This window comes from Agrobacterium sp. El2ro-1b (assembly GCF_048298475.1).
GTDB lineage: Bacteria > Pseudomonadota > Alphaproteobacteria > Rhizobiales > Rhizobiaceae > Agrobacterium > Agrobacterium fabrum.
On sequence record NZ_CP103459.1, the window covers coordinates 1,767,483 to 1,793,469 of the forward strand.

Here is a 25,987-nt window from a genome sequence, read left to right on the forward strand (position 1 = left end):
CGAGGTTTATTGCCCCTCTGCCAGCACCGCCTCCGCCTCATAGATGGCGCAGACGATGTGATAAAACGTGCTTGCCGGTGCCGGCTCGTCGAGCATCGGCCTGTCGGCTGGCCATTTGTCGAACCACAGGCCCTTGACCGGTGTGTCGAGGAAAGGTTGCAGCGCGCCGATGGCGCGCAGGCCCGAGGTGAGGTAGCGCTGCCGTTCCTCTCCGCTCGTGACGCTCGCAAGCCGCACGGCAGCCTTCAGCCACTCCGTCTGCGGCCACAGCCGCGCCAGCCCGTCATGTACTGAAAAATCATCGTAAAGGCTCATGATCGCCACCTTGCGGCGCGGGCAGATGCCGTGTTCTTCTCCGATTTCGAACAGGCGCCTGGCCTTCGTAATCGCTTCATCATTGCCGCGCAGGCTGCCCCAGCGTACCAGAAGCCAGGCCCATTCGAACTGGTGGCCCGGCTCCATGATGCGGCCCTTGTCGCTCTTATGAGGCGTCCAGTCGTGCTCGAAGAACTCCCGCAAGCCGCCATTGCCGCTATCGATGAAGCGTGTAAGTGCCAGATCGGCAATCTCATCGGCCAGCGCCGACCAGGGGCCTTGCGGGTCCTGCGCTTCCCAGGCCAGCATCGCCTCGAAAAGATGCATGTGGGGATTGGAACAGAGCGGGGTGCGCGGCGGGTTCTCTTCCTCGAAGCCGGCGACGGGATGTCTGTAGTCGCGCTCGAGAATGGCGAGGATATCAAGCGCCCTGACGCGCATCTCGTCCTTGCTTTCGGGAAGGCTCGCGGCCGCCTGCGCTGCGGCGAAAAGCGCAAAAGCCTGATTATAGAGATCGAAGGAGGGATCGATCAGCCGTCCGGTCTGGTCGGCGAGGTTGCCATAAAGGCCGTTCTCCAGCCGATAGACCTTCTCGAACCAAGAGAGGCCATGCGAGAGCGCGTCTTTCCACGGTCCCTGCCAGCCATGCTGGCCGGCGGCGGCGAAACAATAGGCCTGGCGCGGCTGCACGCGGGCGCGGCGATCATCGGAAAAAACCGGCTTCGCATCCTGGCTGAGACGCTCGTAAAAACCGCCCTCCGGACGCGCTGAACCCGCCTCCCACCACAAAGGCAGCGCGTCTTCGTCAAGCCATTTCCGTAATGTTCCGATCTCTTCGGCAAGCGTCTGCGAAATGCTCGGAAATTGCACTGTCATACGATAACTCTCTGTTTTTACAGTTGAATTAAAAAATTGACCAATAAAAATACGTAATAATAGACGCAAGTAGACCATGGGACATATTGCGCTGCAACCGTAAAATTATCGGTCTGACAGGATGCCAACCCCTTGGCAGCGCCGTTGGTTCCCTGTCTTTTGTGGCAGATACGGGCCGCCTCAGCGATTCGCGAGTCATGAAGTGTCAGAAATTACAATGCAAATTTGAGATTGCTTATTCGCAGTCCTCACGTATTTCGTAGCAATGGTCTGGTCATTAGTGATTCGGTTTCCTTTTAAGCTGGGCGGTGTTGGGGAAATAGAGGGGCGCAAGGCAGTGAGATTTTCTGCCTATACTTCATTGCTGTTCTCCGTTGCGGTTCTTTCGGCCTGCAATACTCCCGCGGGCGTTCGGTCGTTCGGGGGCGCGCAGATGGCATCGCCTTCCGAAGCGCTGATTTTCCCGCCACCCGGTGGTCCCGAAATCGTCGCCGTGGTCAATCGCACCTATTCCAACGCCGTGGCACAGCAGGTCATCTTGCGCTCCGAGGCCACCACTCCCGGGCAGAATTATCTCAAGGCGGAGTTCTTCGGCCCCCAGCAGGCGGGCGATACCGATCGTGACGCTCTGACTTTCAGGGGTTTCAGGGCATCCTCCGTCGCCCGGGAAATCCGCGCCGAGTTTCCGGGTGAAGCCATCGCCATGTCGGCAAATTACCTGCAGAATGGTTATGGCGCCTTTTCATACGCAGCCGGCAAGGGTCATGGCGACGATATGTGCCTTTATGGCTGGCAGGACATACGCTCGCCCGAAAGCATGCGGCAGGATTATCGCAATCTCGGACGCATCAAGGTGCGGCTGCGGCTTTGCCAGTCAGGCGCAAGTGTCGAGCGGCTGCTGGCGGTCATGTATAATTACACGATCACCGGCACCTATGCATCGCCAAGCTGGAACCCCTATGGCACGCCGAAGGCGGTGGATCAGAATCTCGGCCGGCCTGGAAACCCGGTCTATCCCATGAAGACGGACGATGTGCCGATGCGGCCGGGCGGCGAGGTGACGGCCAGTGTGCCGCCCCGGCCAGCCCGCCGCGTGACGGTCGCCGCGCCCACGCAGCCAGAACCGCAGCCGCTGCCGCCCGTTGCGGCTGTCAGTATTCCCTCGCCCACATCGGCGGGTGCGCCATCACTGCCTGCGCGACCGTCGGTGGGAGCGAGGCAGGTCGATGGTAGGCAGGTGAATAGCCGTCCGGTGGAAAGCGGCCCGCAGCCATCGCAGGTTCCGCAGGTGTCCATTCCCTCGCCAGCTTGTCTGTCCGGTTCGGGAGCGGTGCCGGGATGCAGGTGATCGGCGGAACCAGCAGGGAAGGCGGCGCCGAGACGCATATCATGAAATTTCCGAGCCGAAATTCCGGACGAGGAAGAGAACGGAAAGTTTCTGGATGAACAAGGCCATCACAGTCATTGTCTGGTTGCTTGTGTCGCTTTGCGTTCTGGCCATCGTCACGATGCCGGTCAGCCTGCAGACGCATCTTGTGGCGACCGCGATCTCCCTCATCCTGCTGGCGACGATCAAGACCTTCAACGGGCAGGGGGCCTGGCGGCTGGTGGCGCTGGGTTTCGGCACGGCCATCGTTCTGCGTTATGTCTACTGGCGAACAACGAGCACGCTGCCGCCCGTCAACCAGCTTGAGAACTTCATTCCCGGCTTTCTGCTTTACCTGGCGGAAATGTACAGCGTCGTGATGCTGGGCCTCAGCCTCGTCATCGTGTCCATGCCGCTGCCGTCGCGCAAGACGCGGCCTGGCTCGCCCGGCTATCGGCCGACGGTCGATGTCTTCGTGCCGAGCTATAATGAAGACGCGGAACTTCTCGCCAATACGCTGGCGGCGGCCAAGAACATGGATTATCCGGCCGACCGTTTCACCGTCTGGCTCCTGGACGATGGCGGCTCGGTGCAGAAGCGCAATGCCGCCAATATCGTCGAGGCGCAGGCAGCGCAGCGCCGCCATGAGGAGCTGAAGAAGCTCTGTGAAGATCTCGACGTGCGTTACCTGACACGTGAGCGCAACGTCCACGCCAAGGCCGGCAACCTCAATAACGGTCTCGCCCACTCGACCGGCGAGCTCGTGACCGTGTTCGACGCCGATCATGCGCCTGCCCGTGACTTCCTTCTGGAAACGGTTGGCTATTTTGAGGAAGACCCTCGGCTCTTCCTCGTGCAGACGCCGCATTTTTTCGTCAATCCAGACCCTATCGAGCGCAACCTGCGCACCTTCGAGACGATGCCGAGCGAAAACGAGATGTTTTACGGCATCATCCAGCGCGGTCTCGACAAATGGAACGGCGCGTTCTTCTGTGGTTCGGCCGCCGTGCTGCGGCGGGAGGCGCTTCAGGATAGCGATGGTTTTAGCGGTGTCAGCATCACCGAGGATTGCGAAACGGCACTGGCGCTGCATTCGCGTGGCTGGAACAGCGTCTATGTCGACAAGCCGCTGATCGCCGGTCTGCAACCGGCTACCTTCGCAAGCTTCATCGGCCAGCGCAGCCGCTGGGCGCAGGGGATGATGCAGATCCTGATTTTCCGCCAGCCGTTGTTCAAGCGCGGTCTCTCGTTTACGCAGCGTCTGTGCTACATGTCGTCGACGCTGTTCTGGCTGTTCCCATTCCCGCGGACGATCTTCCTGTTCGCGCCGCTGTTCTATCTGTTTTTCGATCTGCAGATTTTCGTGGCTTCGGGCGGTGAGTTCCTTGCCTACACGGCAGCCTATATGCTCGTGAACCTGATGATGCAGAACTATCTCTACGGCAGTTTCCGCTGGCCGTGGATTTCGGAACTTTACGAATATGTGCAAACCGTTCACCTGCTGCCGGCCGTGGTTTCCGTGATTTTCAATCCGGGCAAGCCCACTTTCAAGGTGACGGCGAAGGATGAATCCATCGCCGAGGCGCGGCTTTCGGAAATCAGCCGGCCGTTCTTCGTCATTTTCGCGCTGCTGTTGGTGGCGATGGCCTTTGCCGTATGGCGCATCTACAGCGAACCCTACAAGGCGGATGTCACGCTCGTGGTCGGCGGCTGGAACCTGCTGAACCTCATCTTCGCGGGCTGCGCGCTCGGTGTCGTCTCGGAGCGCGGTGACAAGTCGGCATCGCGGCGCATCACGGTCAAGCGACGCTGCGAGGTCCAGCTTGAGGGCAGCGATACCTGGGTGCCGGCTTCCATCGACAACGTGTCGGTGCACGGGCTGCTGATCAATATTTTCGACAGCGCCACAAACATCGAAAAAGGCGCGACGGCCATCGTGAAGGTCAAGCCGCATAGCGAGGGCGTGCCGGAAACGATGCCTTTGAACGTGGTGCGAACGATGAGGGGTGAAGGTTTCGTCTCAATCGGCTGCACCTTCTCGCCGCAGCGCGCCGTCGATCACCGGCTGATCGCCGACCTGATCTTCGCCAATTCCGAACAATGGAGCGAATTCCAGCGGGTGCGCCGCAAAAACCCGGGGCTCATCCGTGGCACGGCGATCTTCCTGGCGATTGCGCTCTTCCAGACGCAGCGGGGCCTTTATTATCTCGTGCGTGCGCGTCGGCCCGCTCCCAAAAACGCCAAACCTGTCGGAGCCGTGAAATGATCGGCCGCAGACCCATAAGGGGTTCTCTGACAGTATTGATATGCGCGGTTGCCACGGGTGCGATGGCGCAGTCCTCGCCCTTCGATATGACGCCTGAAAGGCCGGCGCAGAATTCACCCGCACCGGTGCCGCCCGCGATTCCACCTGTCGCACCGCCGCCGCAACCGCCTGTCCAGGTGCCCGCTCCGACACAGGGCCAGCCCTCGTCTCCGCCGCCCTTTGCGGTCCAGCCCGCGCCGCAACGCCCGGCCGCTGCGCCATTGCCGGCCACTTCGGTTCCTCCTCGGCAGGAAGGTGCAAGATCGGCTCCGGCCTCGTCGCTTGATGCGGACAGCCGGCGCAGATATATCCTGCCCTATGAAAAGCTCAGCCTTTCCGGTGAGATTGATCGCCGGCAATGGAGCATCTATCTGACGCCGGAGCAGGTGAATGCCGCCGTTTCGCTTAATATCGGCTATCAGAATGCGATCGTGGTCGCGCCGGAAAGCTCGAATTTTCAGGTGAGCCTGAACAATGTCGCGCTGGATGCGGCGCGGATCGAAGCACCTGACAGCGAAGGCAACGTCTCCCTGAAGATACCGCCCGGCGTCTTGCAGGTCGGCTCAAATGTCGTGACACTCGGTGTGCAGCAACGCCACAGAACCGATTGCACGATCCAGTCCACTTACGATCTGTGGACCGATGTGAACCCTGCGAATACCTATATCGGCTTTAATTCGGATGTCGCCGGCAGCTTTGCAAATATCGACGACATTCAGGCAACCGGGCCTGATGGCAAGGCGATGACGTCGATCGAGATCGTTGCGCCGGCGCTCGGCAATCCGGCATTTGCGGATTCTCTCCTGCGTCTTTCACAGGCGCTGGCGCTCAGAACCCAGATGCCGAACCAGACGATCCGTTTCGTGACCGCCCCTTCCACCGAGCGCAAGGCGGGCACGCTGACGGTTTTCGTCGGCACGGCTCGCGAGATTGCCGGTGTGGCTGGAGCGCTGCCGCCCGAGGCATCGGCGGGGGCCTTTGCTGGTTTTGGCAATGCCGGTTCCGGCAATTCCTCGCCGCTTTTTGTCACCGGCCCGACGCCGCAGGCGGTGCAGTCGGCCATCGAGACGCTGTTTTCCTCGATATCGCGCACGCCCGGTGCCCAGAGAACGACGTTTTCGACCCGCAGTTGGCATGCGCCGGATGTGCCGCTTGTCATGTCGGACCGCCGTATCGCGCTTTCCGAACTCGGTCTGCAAAGCACCGAATTTAGCGGTCGGCGTTTCCGCAATGAATTTTATGTCGGGATGCCCGCCGATTTTTACGCGTCTGCCTATGGCGAGGCTTCTCTTCTGCTTGATGCAGCTTATTCCTCGCAGGTCTTGCCCGGCAGCCACGTCGATATCTACGTCAATGACCAGATCGCCTCGACCGTGCCGATCTCCAACAATGGCGGCGGCATTTTCCGGCATCTGCCGATCAACGTGACGATGCGGCACTTCAAGCCGGGGCCGAACAAGGTGACCCTCGAGGCAGTGCTGATGACGGCGCAGGATCAGGCCTGTGCCCCCGGCGCACCCGCCACCGCGACCCCGCGTTTTGCCCTGTTCGACACTTCGGAAATTCACATCCCCAATTACGCCCAGATCGGCCGCAAGCCGGATCTCGCTGCGATGGCGGGTGCCGGCCAACCCTACCGAACCGGCGGGCCGGTTGCCTTGTCGCTCGACCGTTTCGACACCGACACCATGTCTGCGGCAGCGACGCTAGTCAGCCGGCTTGCCAGCGTTTCGGGACACCCGATTGAAATCGAAACCGTTGCCTCGCCGCTGGTAATCGGTGATCGCGATGCGCTCTTTGTCGGCACGATCTCCCAATTTCCGCAGGCGCTGATCAGCCAGTTCAATCTCGTTCCGTCGAGCCAGATATCCTGGAAAATGGGAACCGGCGTGCAGGTCCCAGCCCAAAACAGCGACACCCTGTTCAACGACTGGCGGGAGCGCGTGGATGGCGGCATATGGGAGGGGCAGGTTTCCTCTTTCGAGGAGTGGATGAAGCGGAATTTCGATCTCAGTTCGGATACGCTGCGTTTCCTGCCGGCGGCTGAACAGCCCTATGCGCCGCCCGGCAATGTCTCCTTCATGCTGGCCCAGGGCCTCAGCCCCTCCGGCGAGGGCGTATGGACACTTGCGACCGCGCCGACTTCGGCGGAACTTCTAGATGGCATGCAGGCAATGACGCGGGAAAACCGCTGGCGCGACGTCACCGGGCGTGTCGCCGCTTACGATGCCGCTGCCGAAAAGATCGAAACGGTGGACGTGGCACGGCCTAATCTCTATGCCACCCGGGCATTTTCACTCTCGAACTGGAGGCTGATCGCCGCCAACTGGCTGTCTTCCAACGTTCTTTCCTATTCGCTGGCATTCATTGGCTTCGTGTCGCTGCTCGGTTTTGCCACCTTCGTGATGCTGCGCATGATGGGGCGGCATCGATGAAGAACGGGATTTCGAAAATTGCCGGTATTCTCTGCCTGTCAGCCATGATGCTTTTTGCCGGTCTCTCGGCCAGCCGCGCGGCTTCGATCTCACCGGAGGCATGGATTGCCTACAAGGGCGCGTTTCTCGATCCCGGCGGCCGGATCATCGATACCGGCAACGGCAATATCAGCCACAGCGAAGGGCAGGGTTATGGCATGTGGCTCGCCGTGCTTGCCGACAACCTGTCCGACTTCGAGCTGATCTGGAGCTTCACCCGCACCGAATTGCTGGTGCGGGATGACGGGCTTTCCGCCTGGAAATGGGATCCGCGCACCAGGCCGCATGTCACCGACATCAACAATGCCACGGATGGCGACATCCTGATCGCCTATGCGCTGGCGCTGGCGGCCGGGCAGTGGAACCGGCAGGATTATGCCGAAGCATCGGCGGCCATCGCCTCTGTCATCCTCAAAAAGACCGTGGTGCAGCGTGGCGGACGCACGCTGCTTCTGCCGGCCGCGAGCGGTTTCGGCGAGGGCGATCGGCCTGATGGCCCTGTGCTCAATCCGTCCTATCTGATTTTCGAAGCCTTTCCGGTGCTCAATCTCGTCGCGCCATCGCCGCTCTGGAAAGCGGTGGGCGATGATGGCGTGGCGCAGATCGGCACTTTCGCCTTCAGTGACAGAAAACTGCCCGCCGACTGGGTGTCTGTGAAAACGAAACCGCAGCCGGCATCGGGTTTTCCGCCGGAATTCGGATATAATGCGGTGCGCATACCGCTTTATCTTGCAAGGGCGAATATGGGCTCGCCGGAGCTGCTGTCTCGCCTGAAAGACGGCATGACGCTGGAAAGCGGTGCTGCCGGCACCTTCGATCTGAAGAGCGGCGCGGTGAAGGACGTGCTGTCCGATGCCGGTTATCGCATCATACCGGCGCTGGCCGCCTGCATGGCCGGTGGTCCGGCCGTCTCCGCCGAACTTAAAAGTTTCCAGCCAACACTTTATTATCCTTCCACTTTGCATCTTCTGGCATTGTCGTTTCTGGCAAGGAATAACGGGGAATGCCGATGAACAAGCCACTGTCGACCTCGGCTCTCATCCTGCTTCTGATTGCGCTTGCTGCCTTCCACTGGCGCGATAGCATTCTCGGACGGGTGTCGGACGTGCATACATCGGCGGTCGGCGATAACCGGGCGGCACTGCGTATTTCACCGGCGGTCGATCCGGCGCAGATCAGTGCTTTCGTCAAAAATCGTGAGATGGCGCAGGCAACGACGCCCGTCACGACACCTCCCGTCCCGACACCGCCGGTCACCGTTCCGGCAAGCGATCCGTTGCCGGTGACGCAGGCTGGCGGGCAGGCGCCGCAAATGCAGACGGCACAGGCCCCGAGTACGCCGCAGCCCGCCTCGGCCGATATGCCGGACGTCGATCTCAGCGCGCTGCGTTATTTTGCAGCGCGTGGGGATACCCAGCGTCTTCAGGCCGAGATCGCGCGTCTTCGCACGCTTTATCCCAACTGGACGCCGCCGGCCGATCCTCTCGCCATTCCCGAAAACGGCGATCCCAAGCTCGATGCCATGTGGCAGCTTTACACCGATGGCCGTTATGCCGAGGTGCGCAAGGCGATCGCCGACCGCCAGCAGGCTGAGCCCGGCTGGCAGCCACCCGACAATCTCATCGGCATGCTCACCCTTGCCGAAGCCCGCCAGCGGCTCGTCAATGCGTCCGATCTCAAGCAATATTCCGCGGTGGTGGATACGGCCGCAAACAATCCCGGCCTCTTGACCTGCAGCGAGGTCGATGTCCTGTGGCGGGTCGCCGATGCCTTCGCCAATACCGACCGGATGGGACGGGCACGCGACGCTTATCTTTACATCCTCAACAATTGCACGACCGCCAGCGACAGGCTCGCGACCGTACAGAAAGCATCCGCGCTTTTGCCGGCGGAGATGACGGCGGAGCTGCTGGCCAAGGAAAAACCGGGCGCCGACGGTCAGCTGGAATTCGAACCGGTCAAGAACGATCTCGCCCGACAGTTCGTGGCCAAGGCCGGAGAAAAACCGAAAGAGGGCGAAAAGGAAGGCGTCACCGTTCCTTCCGCCTATCTGATGCGGCTTGAAAGACTTGCCGAGACCGACAAGCTTGCAAGCGACGCCCTGCTGCTCGGCTGGTACAATATCCGCCAGAAGAACATGGCCGAAGCGGAAAAGTGGTTCCGCAAGGCGCGCGCGGAAGAAGACAGCGCCTCGGCCTCGCAGGGTTTGGCGCTGGCGCTGATCGACCGTAACGAGCCGCGTGAGGCTGAAGACGTCATGTATAAATGGCGCACGTCATCGGATGATGCGCTCGCGACCTATCTTGCCGCCACGGCCAATCTTCTGGCCTTGCAGCCGCCCGTCGTTCTGCCGCCTGACGTGCTGCAGCGCATTGCCGGGGAAACGGTGGCGCGCAAGGATGCGGCCACCGCGCAGCAATTCGGCTGGTATTCGCTTGCTTTCCGGCAGACACCGCTTGCTTTGCAATGGTTCAGCACCGCCCTTGGCTGGAAACCCGATGATGAGCCGTCGGCCTATGGCATGGCCGTCAGTTATCACGATCTGCGTAATCTGGCCGGTCTGCGGGGCATACAGCAGCAATGGGCGAGCCGCTCTCAACGTATTGCCGATGTTGGCACGGCGCGGATGGTGGATCAGTCCGGGCAGATCGTTGCCCCCGTGAGCACACCGCCCCTTACCCAACAGGTGACGGCACCCGCGCCGCAGGGCGGAACGGCGACGGTCTATGACCAGCCTGTCGTCCAGCAGCAGCCCGAACCGTCGCGCAAACAGGCACGCCGGCCGGTGCAGGCGCAAAGGGAAACCAGCGCCTCCTCTCGTCCACGCTCCTGCGCGGCCTATCCTGACCCACAGCGTCTGCCGCCGCAACAGGCGCTCGATCTCGGCTGGTGCCTGATGGAAACGAACCGTCCGGCAGAGGCGCTAAAAGCCTTCGAATCCGCGATTGAAGGCGGCCAGTCGACGGTGAAAAGCGACGCGGCCTATGGCCAGAGCCTTGCTTATCTGCGCATGGGGCTGACGGACCATGCAGCCGTCTCGGCAACGAAATCGCGCATGGATCGCCCGCGTGCGACCGAATTGCAGGTCTCGATCCTGGCCGACAGGGCGGTCTCCGCCTTCCAGTCGAAACGGTATTCGGAAACGCTTCTGCTGCTCGACCAGCGGGCGCGGTTGGCAGACGAGCGAACGGACCTGATGGTGCTGCGTGGCTATTCCTATCTTGCCATGCGCCGGTATGGCGAAGCGGCCCAGATTTTCGAAAGCCTGACAGCCATCGGAAATCAGGACGGCATCAAGGGGCTGGCGGCCGTGCGCTCGGCCCGACCGAGCAACGGCCCTCAGGGCGGTGGCTGACAGCGGGCGGAAGGCTCGTCGTCGCTATTCCACGTCTGTAAGATTGCGGATGATGCGCATGAAGATGCGTGCGCCGATGCCGATCAACGTGTCCGGAAAGTCATAATCGGGATTGTGCAGGTTGGGGTAATCCCTGCCGGCGCCGAGAAAGAACATGGCTGACGACGAGACGGCGCGGAAACGGCCGAAATCTTCGGAGGCCCGCATGGGCAGAGCCTCCGAATTGTGGGGAATTTTCTCCTCGTCGAGTGCCCGCCTTATGTGCGCGACCGCCTCTGGCGCATTTTCGCAATGCAGGAAAATATCGTCATAGGCGATGTCGAGCGTCAGTTGCTGCTCGCCTGCCACCTTCTTCGCCAGTGATTCCGCAGCTGTGCAGAGCTTTTCCATCCGGTCGTCGGTCAAGGTTCTAAGCGTTGCCCAGATTTCCGCATCGGCTGGGGAAATACCGAAGGCGGCCTCGCCCATCACGGCATGGGTGATCGTCACCATCGAAAAATCGGGCTCGGGCGGGAAGCCGGAACCGAGTTCGGCCAGAGCCGGCATCATCAGGGATATCGCCTGCATTGGCGAAACGCCGTGCTCCGGTGAAGAGGCATGCGCCGTCTTTCCCGAAAGGCGGATCTTGATGCCGCGTGATGCGCAATTGACCGGCCCTTCCAGCACGCTGACATGGCCGAGCGGCAGACCGGGCAGATTATGCAGCGAAAAGGAATAATCAGGTTTTATTTCGTGAAAGCGCGGGTCGGCTAGAACGGCGGCGGCACCTGCGCCGGTTTCCTCGGCTGGCTGGTAGAGAAGGATGACGCGACCGGTTTGCGGCCTTTGCCTGGAGAGGCCGAGCGCCAGTGCCGTCAGGATGGTGGAGTGGCCATCATGACCGCAAAGATGGCCCTTGCCTTCGGTGCGGGAGCGATAATCGGCCTCGCTCTTCTCATGAATGGGCAGGGCATCGAGTTCCGAGCGGATCAGGATCGCCGGGCCGCTTTTACCGCTGTCATAGACCGCCGCCACGCCATGGCCGCCGAGATCGGCGAGAAGCCGGTCGGGTTTTGTCTGCGCAAGGAAAGTGCGGATGCGCCGAGCCGTCTCCTTTTCCTCCCCGGAAATTTCCGGATGGCGGTGCAGATCATGGCGAAGCTCGACGAGATCGAGCATGTCCTTGTTGGTCAGAAACATCTGATATCCTTGCAAGTCGGCAGGCTTGGTTTTTCTGCCGCAACTTACAGGGCGATGTCTTTAATGCAAAACCTTTGGCGGATGCCAGCGCTTGCCCGTCGTTTTCGGTTTGGCGGCAAGCTTGATGACATCGGGCGGTAGCGGAACCGTGGTCTTTGCCTTTTCCAGCCGTGCAAGGGCGGCGCGGGCTTTTTCGGCATATTCCAGATGCGCCGCATCGTCGGAATGGTAGTGCTGCAGCCTTTCAAGGATTTCTGCTGCCTCCATCTGTCGTTCGGCGGCAATCAGCGCTACCGCGCATTTGTAAAGTGCTTCCCGGTGGAACGGTGTGCGGTTGGTCACCTGGCGGAAGGCCTCGGATGCCTCGTGATAATGCTGTTGCGCAAGCCGCGTTTCGCCGATGCGCAACCAAAGGACGACGGGTTCGTGGCCTGCTGCGATGAGGCTGAGAAAGGCGATCTCGGCTTCCCGGAACTCACCGCGGTCGAAGGCGAGGTTGGCAAGCCCGAACTGCGCGCCGAGATGATCCGGCGCTGCGGAAAGAACCTGCCCTAAGGCAATGCTCGCCTCGCTTTTCTTACCGCTCTTGTAGAGTTTCAGGGCCTGTTCGTAAACGAAACGGACGCTGCGCGGGTGGAGCGTGCCGCCGAGATTGTCGCCAGAGCGGGTGCGGAACAGGGTGCAACTCAGCTTGTGCTCTTCCGGGCCGAAGAAATATTTATAGGGCTCGTTGCCGCGCAGGAAATCATAGGTCTTAAAACCCTGCTCGATCGCCCTGCGGATGCAGTGCCCATGCAGCACGAGGCCGGGGGACGGCGTCTTCCAGTCCTCGTCGCGGCCGGTAATGTAGAACAGGACCGATTTTTTCTGCCGGTCGATGATGTTGGCAAGCGCCCCAAGCGGCTGGTCGCCGAACCACAGCACCGGCACTTCCAGATCGCCACGCAGCCAGACATCCATCAACATCTGCCGCGTCGCGCCGATCAGGAGTTCGGTGCGCTCCTTGCCCTTGTGCGGCGCCCAGCGAACGCGCCAGAAATCGAACAGGATGTCCATGTCCCGCTTGAGAGTGTCCCTGGTTGCGAAGGTGATGCGGTATTCGTCGCCACCCTCCACCTTTCGCAGGAAGCGCCGGAGCTTCTGCCGCGTCTGGCTGCTCATATGGCTTTCGAGATAAGCGTCGAACGTCTCGGGCAGACTCACGACCGGGCAGATGCAATTGTTGATGTTGTAGGGGTTGGTTGGCATGTTGTCGCGGAACATGACGAGTGGACCCTGAAGCGCCTGGATCATCGCGTCGCGTCTTTCCGGCCCGCCGGAGAGATAGTCGAGCTTCAACTCGGTCCAGTTCTGCTGGCGTATATAGGAGCAGAAACCGGCAATGGCGTGGTTCTCATAGTCCGGCCGGGAGATGAAGCCGGTGTAATCCGCCGCCGCATTGCCGGCCATGACGATGCTGTCGTGAAAGCGGCCGGTCTTCTTGTCCGGCTCGGTGACGAGGCGCAAGGGGAAAAACGCCACGTAAGGCGAGCCTTCCGTGCGCTCGCGCAGCGCCAGGATGAACCAGCGTTTGCGGCGCGGCATGTAATCCCGAAGCCAGCCCCAGGAAAGGAAATGCCGGGCGTGTGGATCGGCCATGAATACCGCGTCCCAGTTTTCCCGGATAGCCTCGAAGCCGGCATCCGTGTCGATGATATCGATGCGCATTCTTGCCCCCTCCCAATACTGATCACACATTCGGAAGGCTTCATTTTATGGGTAAACGGCTGGCTTCAAATATTCCCTTCGGATGAAAGCCCTGCATCAAATGGGATTAGCCCATTGCCCTTAGCCGATTGCCGCGCCGCGACAAAAAAGCCCTTGTCAGCCGGTTGCAGCACTCTAACATGCGGGATTGAATGCGTGTCCGGCTCAACGGATCGCATGGCACGGGAGTTCTCATATGGCTGTTCCTTTCATGCTTCTGACCGGCGCCAGCCGCGGAATAGGGCATGCCACCGTCAAGCTGTTTCAGGAAAAGGGCTGGAGGATTCTCACCGTTTCGCGGCAGCCCTTTTCCGAGGAATGCCGGTGGCCATCTGCGCGCGAGAGCCATATCCAGGCCGATCTTGAGGACTTGTCGCGGATTGATGATCTGGCAGACGAGGTGCGTTCGCGCCTGCCGGAAGGCAAACTTGCCGCCCTCGTCAACAATGCCGGTATTTCGCCCAAGGGCGAAGGTGGCAGCCGTCTTGGCGTGGTGGACACCACGGCCGACATCTGGACGCGAGTGATGAATGTCAATCTCATCTCAACCGCGCTGCTTGCCCGTGCGCTGCTGCCGGAACTGGAAGTCGCCAAAGGCTCGATCGTCAACGTCACCTCCATCGTCGGGTCGCGGGTCCACCCATTTGCGGGCGTTGCCTATGCCGCTTCCAAGGCGGCGCTTGCAGCGCTGACGCGCGAGCTGGCGCATGAATTCGGACCGCGTGGCGTGCGCGCCAACGCCATCGCGCCGGGCGAAATCAACACCGCCATCCTGTCGCCCGGAACTGCTGAACTGGTGGATGCGCAGGTGCCGCTCGGCCGCCTCGGCACGACGACAGAGGTGGCGCAGACCATCTATTTCCTGTGCTCGGAACAGTCGAGCTACATCAACGGCGCTGAAATTCACATCAATGGCGGCCAGCACGTCTGACGCCTTAAGCCCTTCAACCGAAACGGAGCCCTTATCGATGACCATCCTGCCCAATTCCGTCGAGGCACGCGATATCGCCTATCAGATGCACCCGAACGTCAACCTGCGCAAATTTGAAAAGACCGGCGGTCTGGTGATCGAAAGCGGCGAAGGCATCTATGTGACCGACAGCAGCGGCAAGCGCTACATCGAGGCGATGGCCGGTCTTTGGTCGGTGGCGCTCGGTTTTGGCGAACAGCGGCTGGTGGATGCGGCAACGAAGCAGATGCAGAAGCTGCCCTATTATCACACCTTCTCCTACAAGACCCATGGCCCGTCCGTCGATCTGGCCGAACTGCTGATCGAGCTTTCACCGGTGCCGATGTCCAAGGTGCATTTCACCTCTTCCGGCTCCGAGGCCAATGACCTCGTTGCCAAGATGGTCTGGTATCGCTCGAATGCGCTCGGAAAAAAGGACAAGAAGAAGATCATTGGCCGCATCAAGGGCTATCATGGCGTGACGATCGCATCCGCCTCGATCACCGGCCTGCCGCGCAATCATGAGAGCTTCGACCTGCCGCTGGACCGCATGCTACACACGGCCTGCCCTTCCTATGTCCATTTCGGAAAGGATGGGGAAAGCGAGGCGGAATTTACCGCACGTATCCTGGGTGAATTGGAAGAGCTGATCCTGCGCGAAGGTCCCGAGACCGTCGCTGCCTTCTGGGGCGAGCCGGTTATGGGTGCCGGTGGGGTTCTGTTGCCGCCGGAAGGGTATTGGGAAGGCGTGCAGGCGATCTTGAAGAAATACGACATCCTGCTTGTCGTGGATGAGGTGATCTGCGGTTTCGGCCGTACCGGCAGGATGTTTGCCTGCGAGACCTATGACATCAGGCCCGACGTGCTTGTCGTCTCCAAGCAGATTTCGTCGTCCTACATGCCGCTTTCGGCAATCATTATGAACGACAGTTTCTACCAGCCGATCGCCGATGAATCAGACCGTATCGGCTCGTTCGGCCATGGTTATACCGCCTCCGGCCATCCGGTCGCGACCGCGGTGGGGCTTGAAAACCTGAAGATCATTCAGGAGCGCGATCTGGTCGGCAATGTCGCTCGGCTGGAGGGTAAATTCCTCGAACATCTTAAGGCGCTTGCCGATCACCCGCTCATCCATTCCTCGCGTGGCATCGGTCTTCTTGGCGCGCTGGAGGTAAAGCCAAGGGAGGGCACGAAAGCGGGCGATACGACGCTGGCGCTGGCCGCGGCTATCGAAAGCGAAGGCGTCATCACTCGGCCGATTGGTGAATCGATCTGCTTCTGCCCGCCGCTGATCATCACGGCCGAGCAGCTGGATGAGCTGTTTGCCGGCGTCAAGCGCGGTCTTGATAACGCGCTGGCGGCGAAAGGCTGAGGAGTGGGGGATTGCATCGGCCGATATCCGGCCGATGCCTTCTATCCGCGATAGGCCACAAGCACCGCGCCGCAGGCAATCAGCACGACGCCGAACCAGTTGGGCAGCGACAGTCTTTCCCCCAGAAACAGCACCGCAAAGACGGCGACGAAGACGACGCTCAGCTTGTCGATGGGCGCGACTCGAGCGGCATCGCCGATTTTCAGTGCCCGGAAATAACATATCCACGACGCGCCGGTCGCCAGACCCGAAAGCACGAGGAACAACCAGGTCCGCCCCGAAATGGAGGACGGCTGCTGCCAGTTGCCGGTGACATAAACCATCAGGCCCGCGGCAGCGAGAATGACGATGGTGCGGATGAAGGTGGCGAAATCGGAATTGACGTTTTCGATGCCGATCTTGGCGAAAATGGCGGTCAGCGCCGCAAAGGCCGCCGATAAAAGCGCCCAGAATTGCCAGGCGAGAAACAGGTTCTTCATGCGGTTGCTCCGTCCATCGTACTGCGCCCTGTCTGGCTCTACAGCATCGCCGGGCTGATAAAAACCGTTTTCGTTCAGGGCCGGAACGGCGAAAGGCCGGCGCATCCACAGGATACGCCGGCCTTCATGCGGGCCTGTCCGGACGGACCGGAACAGGCAGGACCTTGGGAGGTCGTATTATTCGGCGGGCTGCACCGATGCCGGCAGGGCGTCCACATCGGCAATGCTGGTGAATTCTTCCTTGCCGCTGAGGACACGCGCGAGCTGCTCCTGATCGAGTTCGCCTTCCCAGCGGGCGACGACGATGGTGGCGACCGCATTGCCGACGAAGTTGGTGAGCGCGCGGCATTCCGACATGAAGCGGTCGATGCCGAGGATCAGCGCCATGCCGGCGACCGGAACCGAAGGCACGACGGAGAGCGTTGCGGCCAGCGTGATGAAGCCAGCGCCGGTGATACCGGCAGCGCCCTTGGAGGAGAGCATGGCCACCAGCAGCAGCAGGATCTGTTCACCGAAGGACAGGTGGATACCGGTTGCCTGCGCGATGAACAGGGCGGCCAGCGTCATGTAGATGTTGGTGCCGTCAAGGTTGAAGGAATAACCGGTGGGGATGACGAGGCCGACGACGGAGCGCTTGCAGCCAGCCTTTTCCATCTTGCTCATCAGGCCCGGCAGGGCGGCTTCGGAAGACGAGGTGCCGAGAACCAGCAGAAGCTCTTCCTTGATGTAGCGGATCAGCGCGACGATGGAGAAGCCGTTATAGCGGCAGACTGCGCCGAGAACCACGAATACGAAGAGCGCGGACGTGATGTAGAAGGTGCCGATCAGCATGGCGAGGTTGGTGACGGAGGAGATGCCGTATTTGCCGATGGTAAACGCCATGGCACCGAAAGCGCCGATGGGGGCGGCCTTCATCAGGATCGCGACCAGCTTGAAGATCGGATACATCATGGCATGCATGAAATCGGTGACGGGCTTGCCCTTTTCGCCGACGATGCCGAGCGCGATGCCGAACAGTACGGAGAAGAACAGCACCTGCAGAATATCACCGCTGGCAAATGCGCCGACAATGGTGGTCGGGATGATGTTCATCAGGAAGCCGGTGATGGTCTGCTCATGGGCCTTGTCGGCGTAGGTTGCAACGGCCTTGGCATCCAGGGTCGCTGGGTCGATGTTCATGCCGGCGCCCGGCTGCACGGTGTTGGCGACGATGAGGCCGACGATCAGCGCGAGCGTGGAGAAGACCAGAAAGTAGATCATGGCCTTGCCGGCCACGCGGCCAACCTTCTTCATGTCGTTCATGCCGGCGATGCCGGTTGCGACGGTGAGGAAGATGACGGGGGCGATGATCATCTTAACGAGACGGATGAAGCCGTCGCCGAGCGGCTTCAGCTGTTCGCCGAAGGCCGGATAAAAATGGCCAAGTGCGATACCGGCGATGATGGCCACCAGAACCTGAAAATACAGGTGCTTGTAGAATGGCTGCTTGGCGTGGCCTGCGGCCACGGCTGTGCTATCGATCATGTTTTTTCCTCCTCGGCCTCACCCTGCCTTGATTGGCCTCCCGGGATCGCCGTGACGTTGACGGCTTCGCGCCGATTGAGGAGTCATGTGCAATACGCATGCCAGACTTGCTTATTTAGTGTAACTGGCTGATTTAAAAAGTACTTTTTATTGATGCGGCGATAACTCACAGGCATTTGTGCGGATATCCGGACAAAACCTCTTGCGATATGTGTGTAAATCCGCACAATTAATGCATGAAGCATCAGGATGTGGCTCATCATTCCCAGGCGAAACGGCGGGCGCAATGGCTGGCGCTGGCCGGCCTATGGCTACTGGTCAGTCTGGGTATCTTGCTGGTGGCCGATAAGTTTGCGCGAAACCAGGCAATGCGCACCGCCGCGTCCGAGGCCTCCACGGATGCGGAACTGAAGATTGCACTTCTGAATGTCGCGCTGGAGCGGCCGCGCGCCATTCCGCTGGTTCTCTCCGGCGATCCCGACCTTGCCACTGCGCTGGATGGCGGTGGCGCGCCTGCCATTGACCGGCTGAACCGCAAGCTGGAGGGGCTGATCGAAGGCACACAGTCCTCGGTAATTTATGTAACCGGGCCGACCGGCTTGACCATCGCCTCCAGCAACTGGCGGCAGGCCGACAGTTTCGTCGGCTCCAATTATGCGTTCCGGGAATATTTTCAGGCTGCGATGAATACCGGCATGTCGGAACATTATGCGCTTGGCAATGTCAGCCGCCGGCCGGGTCTTTACATCTCCCGCCGCATCGATGCCGCTAACGGGCGACCGCTCGGCGTCGTCATCGCCAAGGTGGAGTTCAATCGTCTCGAGGCGGACTGGAACATCGGCGGCAAACCGGTCTATGTGGTCGACAGGAATGGTGTCGTGCTGATGACCAGCGTGCCGGATTGGCGCTTCAAGACCGTAGCACCCATTGACGAGGCGCGGCGCAAAGCCATTTCCGAAAGTCTGCAATTCGGCAATGAGTCGCTCACAATGTTGCCGTTCCGGGCGGCGCGGCTCTCGAGCGACGGTCTTCCGCTCGTTCGCGTCGATGAACCGGCAAGGGAGCGCGGCGATTATCTGCGACTGGAAACGCCGGTGCCGACGACCTCATGGACCCTGCATTATCTGCAACCCGTAGCGCCCGCACTGAACGCCGCCATTCGCGAGGGCAGGGTGGTGGCTCTGGCGACACTGATGCCGCTGATGGCGCTTTCGGCTCTATGGCTGTGGCGCAGGCACAAGGCGCTTAGGGAAAAGGAAGAGGAGCAGCGCGCCCGCACCGAGCTGGAAACGAAGGTGCAGGAGCGCACCCGCGATCTGACGAAGACCCGCGATCATCTGCAAGCCGAAATCGCCCTGCATGAAAAGACGACAGGTGAGTTGCGCAATGTGCAGCACGAGTTGGTGCAGGCCAACCGCCTTTCCATTCTGGGCCAGGTGGCGGCGGGCGTGGCCCACGAAATCAACCAGCCGGTAGCGACGATCCGCGCCTTTGCCGACAATGCCCGCACTCTACTCAAGCGTGACCGTCTGGCTGAAGCCACCGAAAATCTGGAAGATATCGCCGCTCTCACCGAGCGTATCGGCACCATTACCACCGACCTTAAGATACTTGCGCGGAAGGGCCGCACTGCCGCCGAACCCGTGAGCGCCAGACTGGTCATCGAAGGCGCGGTCGTGCTGTTGCGCAGTCGTTTTTCCGGGCAGATGGATGCGCTGGATATCGTCCTGCCGGATCAGGATATGAAGGTGCTCGGCAGCCGTATCAGGCTCGAACAAATCCTTATCAACCTCCTGCAAAACGCGCTGGAAGCTACGGAAACGATTGAGAAGGCTCGTGTCGAGGTGCGCGTGCGGGAGGAGGGCGACATGGTCGTGATTTCGGTCAGCGACAATGGCGCCGGAATTCCCGAGGCAATCCGCGCCCAGCTTTTTTCACCCTTCAACACATCAAAGGAAAGCGGCCTCGGCCTCGGTCTCGTCATCTCCAACGATATCGCTTCCGACTATGGCGGTCGTATCGAGGTGACGAGCAGCGGGGCGGGCACGTCTTTTTCCGTATATCTGAAGCGAGCATGACATGATGGCAGGTGGAACCATATTTCTGGTGGACGACGATTCCCAGCTGCGCAAGGCGATGGTGCAGACGCTTGAACTCGACGGATTGACGGTCACCTCCTTTTCAAGGGCCGAGCAGGCGCTTGCCGCCCTCAACGACGACTTCGACGGCATCATCATCACCGATGTGCGCATGCCGGGCATGACAGGTCTCGAATTCTTCGACCATGTCCGCAAGATCGATGCCGATCTGCCTGTCATCCTCATCACCGGCCATGGCGATGTGCCGATGGCCGTCGATGCGCTTCACAACGGCGCTTATGATTTCATCGCGAAACCTTTTCCCGCCGAACGCATGGTGGAAAGTGCACGCCGGGCGCTGGAAAAGCGCCGTCTCGTGCTGGAAAACCGTGCGCTTCGCCGGGCTGCGGGACAGGCGGAGGATGATCTGCCATTGATCGGCCAGACGCCCGCCATGGAGCGCCTGCGGACCACGCTGCGCCACATTGCCGATACGGATGTGGATGTGCTGGTGGCGGGGGAGACGGGCAGCGGCAAGGAAGTAGTGGCAACGGCGTTGCATCGCTGGAGCAAGAAGCGTTCAAAGGGCAATTTCGTGGCGCTGAATTGTGGCGCGTTGCCGGAAACGGTGATCGAAAGCGAGCTGTTTGGCCATGAGCCGGGTGCTTTTACCGGCGCACAGAAAAAGCGTGTCGGCCGCATCGAACATTCCAGCGGTGGTACGCTGTTTCTGGATGAGATCGAAAGCATGCCGCTTGCGGTGCAGGTGAAGATGCTGCGTGTGCTGGAAATGCGCGAGGTTTCGCCGCTCGGTTCAAACGAGGAGAGGCCGGTCGATATCCGCGTGGTGGCGGCGGCGAAGGTGGATCTCGGCGATCCGGCTGAGCGCGGCACGTTCCGCGAAGATCTCTATTACCGGCTGAACGTGGTGACCTTGTCCATTCCGCCGTTGCGCGAACGCAAGGCGGATATTCCGCTCCTGTTTTCCCATTTCGTCACCAAGGCCGCCAACCGTTTCAACATGCCGGTGCCGCAGATCAGCGCCGGCACGTCCCGGCGGCTTCAGGACCACGATTGGCCGGGCAATGTCCGAGAACTCGGGCATTTTGCCGAAAGGGTGGTGCTGGGGTTGGAGGCAGAACCAGCGGCTGCGCCCACCTCGCAATCCGCCATTCCGGCTTCCGGCACTCTGCCGGAGCGCATGGATGAGATCGAGGCGCATATCATCCGCGAAACACTGGAGCGCTCGAACGGAGACGTGGCGGAAACCATCGCAACGCTCGGCATCGCCCGCAAGACCTTTTACGACAAGCTGCAGCGCCACGGCATCAACCGGGCGGATTATGTGAAGAACGGCACGGCGTGAGATCGCGCTGATGCAGATGGAAAAGCCGAGGACGTTTCCGTCCACGGCCTGACAATAACGGCTGTATCTATGTTGGCGGTCTTCCCGATCAACCTGCTACGCAGAAATGACGCTGACCATCGTTGCCGACATAGGTGCCGGAGCGGCTGTTGAAGCTGCGATAGCGTTGCGAGCAATAGTCGTACCAGGCATTTGTCCAGGGCTCGATGGTGCGGTAGGTCCGGCGCGGCTGGTAATAACCGGGGTTGTTGTCATAGACCGGCTGGGCGCGGTAAACCGGTGCCGGACGATAGACCGGAGCGGGGCGATAAACCGGCTGTGGCTGCGGCTGATAATAGCGGTAGTCCGGCTCTTCGTAGACGTAGCTCGGCTCGTAACGGCGGGGCGGGTCGATATAGACGCGCTCATCATCCACAGGGCCGGGCCGCGACATTGCCGAGCCAACGGCGACACCGGCGGCAAGACCGAGGACGCCACCCAGAATGGCGGCATCGCGACGGTCGTGGCGATCCCAGTCGCCGGCGGATGCGCTGCTGAAGGGAACGAGCGTGGCGGCGGCCACAGCGATCGTCAGAACTGTTTTAGCTGCGAAGGACGACATGGTGTTTTCTTCCATCCAAGTGGCAGGGCGCTGCCAGTTGCAAATTTGATGGTTAAGGAAATACAGCCCGGCTGCTGAACGGGCGCTGAATGAATTGTGGCGGACCGGCGGCGGCCTGCAATTCCTGTTTGCGCGGACCGTACTTCGCGCTAGAACTCAAGAACAAACAGGACGCACCGATGAGCCTTTCCCACATAACCGTCAATCCCGATTCCTCGCATGAAGACCGTGCACAGGCCATTCGCGATACGCTGCGTGACGCCATTGTCGACCGGCGGCTTGCACCGGGGACGAAACTGTCGGAAGCGGAAGTGGGAGCCCTGTTCGAGGTCAGCCGCACGGTGGTGCGGGCGGCCCTTCAGATGCTGGCCTATGAGGGGCTGGTCAAGGCCGAGCGTAATCGTGGTGCCTTCGTTTCCAACCCCACGCCGGATGAGGCGCGGCAGGTTTTTGCCTCGCGCCGGCTGATCGAGCCCGGTGTGGTGGATGCGGCGATCGAAAAAATCACCCCGGCGGCGGCAAAGAAGCTGAGGGAACATCTGGTCGAGGAAAGCCGCCATCAGCTGGAGCGCGGTCCCACCGCCAGACGCGCGGAGATCAAGGCATCAGGCGATTTTCACCTGATGCTCGCTTCGCTTGCCGGCAATGCCATCCTCGAAAAATTCATGGATGAGCTGGTGGCGCGGTCATCGCTGGTCATCGCGCTTTACGGTCGCTCGTGTGTCTCGAGCTGCGGCCATAATGACCATGCCGACCTTCTGGACGCGCTGGAGGCGAAGGATGCGGCAAAAGCCCGTGCGCTGATGCTGCGGCACCTCGACCACATCGAAGCCGATCTCGACCTTCGCTTGAAGGAAGGGTTGGCGCTCAAGGACGCGCTGGCGCTTTGATCGCCGCCCGTCCCGCCTCGCTGGCGGGAAGGGGCTTTCTATTCCGTTTCAGGCGGCGTAGCGGCTGATGGCCAGGTCGTGTGTATCGATCTCCGGCTTGTTTCCGCTGATCAGGTCGGCAAGTACACGGGCCGAGCCGCAGGACATGGTCCAGCCGAGCGTGCCGTGACCGGTGTTGAGATAAAGATTGCTGTAGCGGGTGGCGCCGATGACGGGCGTGCCATCAGGCGTCATCGGGCGCAGACCGCACCAGAATTTCGCTTGGCTTTGATCACCCGCGCCGCCAAACAGGTCTTCCACCGAATGGGCGAGCGTTTCCTGGCGTGCGGCCGGCAAATCCTTGCTGAAACCGGCGATTTCCGCCATGCCACCGGCGCGGATGCGCGAACCGAGACGGGTGATCGCCACCTTGAATGTCTCGTCCATGACCGTGGAGACGGGCGCGCGCTCCTCCTTCACGATCGGAACCGTGATGGAATACCCCTTCACCGGATAGACCGGCAGGGTCAGCCCAAGTTGCCGCACGAATTGTGGCGAATAGCTGCCGAGTGCAGCAACGAAAATATCCGCCTCGATCGGGCCGCGCGTCGTTTCCACGGCCTTGATACGGCCTCCTTCAACGATGGGACGCATGATGCCGGTGTCGTAAAGGAAGGTGACGCCGGCCTCTTCGGCCATGCGGGCGAGTTCCGTGGTGAACATGAAGCAGTCGCCGGTCTCGTCGCCGGGCAGCCGCAGACCACCGACGATCTTCTCCTTGGCGGGTGCAAGGCCCGGTTCGATGGCGGCGCAGCCGTCGCGGTCGAGAATCTCGAAAGGCACACCGCCCGCCGTCAGCACGTCCACATCCTTGCCGATGGCGTCGAACTGCTTCTGGGTGCGGAACACTTCCAGCGTGCCCTGCATGCGCTGGTCATAGTCGATGCCGGTCTCTTCGCGCAGCGCCATCAGGCAATCGCGGCTATATTCGGCAACGCGCACCATGCGGCTCTTGTTGATGGCATAACGCGCCGAGGTGCAGTTGCGCAGCATCTGGCTCATCCAGCTCCAGGCGGCAGGGTCGGCGGTCGGGCGAATGATCAGCGGTGCATGTTTCATGAACAGCCATTTCATCGCCTTCATCGGAATGCCGGGGGCAGCCCAGGGCGATGAATAACCGGGGGAAACCTCGCCGGCATTGGCAAAGCTGGTTTCGAGCGCTGCGGCCGGCTGGCGGTCAATCACCGTCACCTTGTGTCCGGCTTTGGCCAGATACCAGGCAGATGTCACGCCGACGACGCCGGCTCCGAGGATAGTGACGTTCATGATCGTCTCACTTGTGATTGACTGATGTTGAAGCGGTTGCCGGGCTCATGCCCGGCTGAATATAGCTGCGGCGGTAACGGCGACCGAGGCCGGTCAGGATTTCATAGGCAATCGTGCCCGCATCCTCGGCGATGTCTTCCAGTGTCTGATCAGGCCCGATCATCTGCACGAGGCTGCCCTGGGTCAATGTTCCCTCGGGCAGGGCGGATATGTCGAGAATGATGCTGTCCATCGAAACGCGCCCGGCAATCGGCAGACGCACGCCATTGTACCACGCCGCGCCGCGATTGCTGAGCGAACGCGGCAGGCCATCGGCATAACCGGCAGCGATGGTCGCCAGCCGCGTCGGACCGCTCGCCGTAAAAGAGCCGCCGTAACCGACCAGCGAGCCAGCGGGAACGGTGCGGGTCTGGATGACGGCGAGATCGAGACGGACGACCGGCTTCATCGGGTTGGGGCCGGCAGCGGAAGGCGCACCGCCATAAAGCGCGATGCCGGGGCGCAGCAGAGCGTTATGATAGTCGATGCCGAGAAAAATGCCGCCCGAATTGGAAAAACAGACCGGCGTCTCGGGAAAGGCGGTGGCGGCCTTGCGCATGACGGCAAGCTGCGCGGCATTGGAAACATGATCGGGCTCGTCGGCACAGGCGAGATGGCTCATGACGAAGGTGATCTCAATTCCATCAAGCAGCTGCTGCTGGGCGGAGAGGATTTCAAGCTCTTCGGGGGAGAGCCCAAGGCGGCACATGCCAGTATCGATCTGCACGGCGGCGGTGAGCATCTTGCCGAGCTTTCTGGCATGGCCTGACCATTGGGCGATCTGTTCCAGCGAGTTCAGAACCGGGGTGACGGCCATGGCGGCGCAGGAGGTTTCGTTGCCGGGCTGCAAACCATTGAGGACGAAAATCCGCGCTTCGGCCGAAAGCCGGAGCCTGAGTGCCAGCGCCTCATCGATATGGGCGACGAAGAAATTGCGGCAACCCGCCTCGAACAGGGTTTGTGAGACGATATCCGCGCCGAGACCATAGGCGTCGGCCTTCACGACCGCCGCCGTCTGCGATGCTGGTGCCATCGCCGCAAGGGTCAGATAGTTATCCCGCAATGCGCCCAGATCGATGGTTAGATGGCCGCTTGCACCACCGGCGGCCTGCTGGCGGCTGATCTGCATGTCCATGTTGGTTCACCCTCATTTTTATCCTCTGAGGGTATTGCAATGATTGTCGAATTTCTTAGCGATTATTCGAAGAAAATGCGATAGAATTTGAAATGACGCAATTTTAGTCGATTAATTGGAATTTTCTATGTCGTCCCTTGACGCGACCGACCGCCACATCATCCGCCTGCTTCGGCTGAATGCCCGCATCAGCAACGCAAAGCTTGCCGCAGAGGTCGGGCTTTCGCCGTCGGCGTGTTTGCGCCGTGTCGATATTCTCGAGCGGGAAGGCATTATTCGGGGCTATACGGCGCTGACCAGCGGCCTTGCCGGCGGCGAGGTGATTTCGGTCATCGTACAGATCACGCTCGACCGGCAGACGGAGGATTTTCTCAACCGTTTCGAAAATGCGGTGCGGCGGTATCCGGAAATCCGCGAATGTTATCTGATGACCGGCGGTTCGGATTATTTCCTGCGCTGTGAGGCGGAAAGTGCGGGGGATTTCGAGCGGATTCACAAGGAAATCCTGTCTAAACTGCCGGGGGTTTCGCGCATTCATTCGAGCTTTGCGATCCGGAATGTGCTGGCGACGCCGAAGGGGCGGTGATGGGCGAAGTGTGCGGCTCAACCCCCCTCTGTCCTGCCGGACATCTC

General features: G+C 60.8%; 19 protein-coding genes. 11 read left to right on the forward strand and 8 right to left on the reverse strand.

What is annotated here, in order from left to right:
- Positions 1-6: 6 nt before the first annotated feature.
- Positions 7-1,191 (reverse strand): AGE family epimerase/isomerase, encoded by a 1,185-nt coding sequence (locus tag NYR50_RS22200; protein WP_174009854.1) that lies wholly within the window; start codon positions 1,189-1,191, stop codon positions 7-9.
- 433 nt (positions 1,192-1,624) lie between these two features.
- Between NYR50_RS22200 and bcsN the strand changes: the two genes are divergently transcribed.
- The 5 genes from bcsN to NYR50_RS22225 all read left to right on the forward strand — a co-directional run bounded on the left by bcsN (position 1,625) and on the right by NYR50_RS22225 (position 10,691).
- Complete coding sequence (bcsN, locus tag NYR50_RS22205; RefSeq protein WP_236777127.1) at positions 1,625-2,539, forward strand: cellulose biosynthesis protein BcsN; 915 nt, start codon at positions 1,625-1,627, stop codon at positions 2,537-2,539.
- A gap of 94 nt (positions 2,540-2,633) precedes the next feature.
- Positions 2,634-4,823: a UDP-forming cellulose synthase catalytic subunit gene (gene bcsA / locus NYR50_RS22210; RefSeq protein WP_174009852.1), complete on the forward strand. Its 2,190-nt coding sequence runs from the start codon at positions 2,634-2,636 to the stop codon at positions 4,821-4,823.
- Positions 4,820-7,297: a cellulose biosynthesis cyclic di-GMP-binding regulatory protein BcsB gene (locus NYR50_RS22215; protein WP_418138055.1), complete on the forward strand. Its 2,478-nt coding sequence runs from the start codon at positions 4,820-4,822 to the stop codon at positions 7,295-7,297. Before bcsA ends, NYR50_RS22215 begins: the two co-directional genes overlap by 4 nt.
- A complete protein-coding gene (locus tag NYR50_RS22220; protein ID WP_174009850.1) occupies positions 7,294-8,349 on the forward strand; it encodes a glycosyl hydrolase family 8 in 1,056 nt (351 codons plus the stop codon). Before NYR50_RS22215 ends, NYR50_RS22220 begins: the two co-directional genes overlap by 4 nt.
- Positions 8,340-10,691, forward strand: a complete 2,352-nt coding sequence (locus NYR50_RS22225) for a cellulose synthase (RefSeq protein ID WP_174009849.1) — start codon at positions 8,340-8,342, stop codon at positions 10,689-10,691. Before NYR50_RS22220 ends, NYR50_RS22225 begins: the two co-directional genes overlap by 10 nt.
- Positions 10,692-10,715: 24 nt before the next feature.
- Here the strand turns inward: NYR50_RS22225 and NYR50_RS22230 are convergent, their stop codons facing one another.
- Together NYR50_RS22230 and NYR50_RS22235 are read right to left on the reverse strand one after the other, a co-directional pair.
- Positions 10,716-11,870: an amidohydrolase gene (locus tag NYR50_RS22230; protein WP_174009848.1), complete on the reverse strand. Its 1,155-nt coding sequence runs from the start codon at positions 11,868-11,870 to the stop codon at positions 10,716-10,718.
- 60 nt (positions 11,871-11,930) lie between these two features.
- On the reverse strand, positions 11,931-13,577 hold the full coding sequence (locus tag NYR50_RS22235) for a GNAT family N-acetyltransferase (protein ID WP_174009847.1): 1,647 nt from the start codon (positions 13,575-13,577) through the stop codon (positions 11,931-11,933).
- 235 nt (positions 13,578-13,812) lie between these two features.
- Between NYR50_RS22235 and NYR50_RS22240 the strand changes: the two genes are divergently transcribed.
- Both NYR50_RS22240 and NYR50_RS22245 read left to right on the forward strand, forming a co-directional pair.
- On the forward strand, positions 13,813-14,547 hold the full coding sequence (locus NYR50_RS22240; protein WP_035257397.1) for an SDR family NAD(P)-dependent oxidoreductase: 735 nt from the start codon (positions 13,813-13,815) through the stop codon (positions 14,545-14,547).
- A 37-nt stretch (positions 14,548-14,584) separates the two neighbouring features.
- Positions 14,585-15,937 carry an aspartate aminotransferase family protein gene (locus NYR50_RS22245; protein ID WP_174009846.1) on the forward strand — a complete coding sequence of 451 codons (1,353 nt, stop codon included), beginning with the start codon at positions 14,585-14,587 and terminating at the stop codon, positions 15,935-15,937.
- Between the two features lie 41 nt (positions 15,938-15,978).
- On the opposite strand, the gene NYR50_RS22250 is transcribed toward NYR50_RS22245, so the two are convergent.
- A complete protein-coding gene (locus tag NYR50_RS22250) occupies positions 15,979-16,416 on the reverse strand; it encodes an EamA family transporter (RefSeq protein WP_174009845.1) in 438 nt (145 codons plus the stop codon).
- 177 nt (positions 16,417-16,593) lie between these two features.
- Positions 16,594-17,940, reverse strand: a complete 1,347-nt coding sequence (locus NYR50_RS22255) for a dicarboxylate/amino acid:cation symporter (protein WP_174009844.1) — start codon at positions 17,938-17,940, stop codon at positions 16,594-16,596.
- A gap of 236 nt (positions 17,941-18,176) precedes the next feature.
- Here NYR50_RS22255 and NYR50_RS22260 point away from each other — a divergent pair, with 236 nt between their 5' ends.
- Both NYR50_RS22260 and NYR50_RS22265 read left to right on the forward strand, forming a co-directional pair.
- Positions 18,177-20,018, forward strand: a complete 1,842-nt coding sequence (locus NYR50_RS22260; protein WP_174009843.1) for a sensor histidine kinase — start codon at positions 18,177-18,179, stop codon at positions 20,016-20,018.
- 1 nt (position 20,019) lies between these two features.
- Complete coding sequence (locus NYR50_RS22265; protein WP_174009842.1) at positions 20,020-21,384, forward strand: sigma-54-dependent transcriptional regulator; 1,365 nt, start codon at positions 20,020-20,022, stop codon at positions 21,382-21,384.
- 88 nt (positions 21,385-21,472) lie between these two features.
- Here NYR50_RS22265 and NYR50_RS22270 read toward each other — a convergent pair whose 3' ends face one another.
- Positions 21,473-21,985: a BA14K family protein gene (locus NYR50_RS22270; protein ID WP_010972920.1), complete on the reverse strand. Its 513-nt coding sequence runs from the start codon at positions 21,983-21,985 to the stop codon at positions 21,473-21,475.
- A 179-nt stretch (positions 21,986-22,164) separates the two neighbouring features.
- On the opposite strand from NYR50_RS22270, the gene NYR50_RS22275 reads away from it, so the two are divergent.
- Complete coding sequence (locus NYR50_RS22275; protein ID WP_174009841.1) at positions 22,165-22,875, forward strand: GntR family transcriptional regulator; 711 nt, start codon at positions 22,165-22,167, stop codon at positions 22,873-22,875.
- A 48-nt stretch (positions 22,876-22,923) separates the two neighbouring features.
- Here NYR50_RS22275 and NYR50_RS22280 read toward each other — a convergent pair whose 3' ends face one another.
- Together NYR50_RS22280 and alr are read right to left on the reverse strand one after the other, a co-directional pair.
- A complete protein-coding gene (locus NYR50_RS22280) occupies positions 22,924-24,180 on the reverse strand; it encodes a D-amino acid dehydrogenase (protein ID WP_174009840.1) in 1,257 nt (418 codons plus the stop codon).
- Positions 24,181-24,187: 7 nt separating this feature from the next.
- Positions 24,188-25,354, reverse strand: a complete 1,167-nt coding sequence (gene alr / locus NYR50_RS22285) for an alanine racemase (protein ID WP_418138056.1) — start codon at positions 25,352-25,354, stop codon at positions 24,188-24,190.
- Positions 25,355-25,481: 127 nt separating this feature from the next.
- On the opposite strand from alr, the gene NYR50_RS22290 reads away from it, so the two are divergent.
- Positions 25,482-25,940, forward strand: a complete 459-nt coding sequence (locus tag NYR50_RS22290) for an Lrp/AsnC family transcriptional regulator (RefSeq protein WP_174009838.1) — start codon at positions 25,482-25,484, stop codon at positions 25,938-25,940.
- The last annotated feature ends 47 nt before the right edge of the window (positions 25,941-25,987 follow it).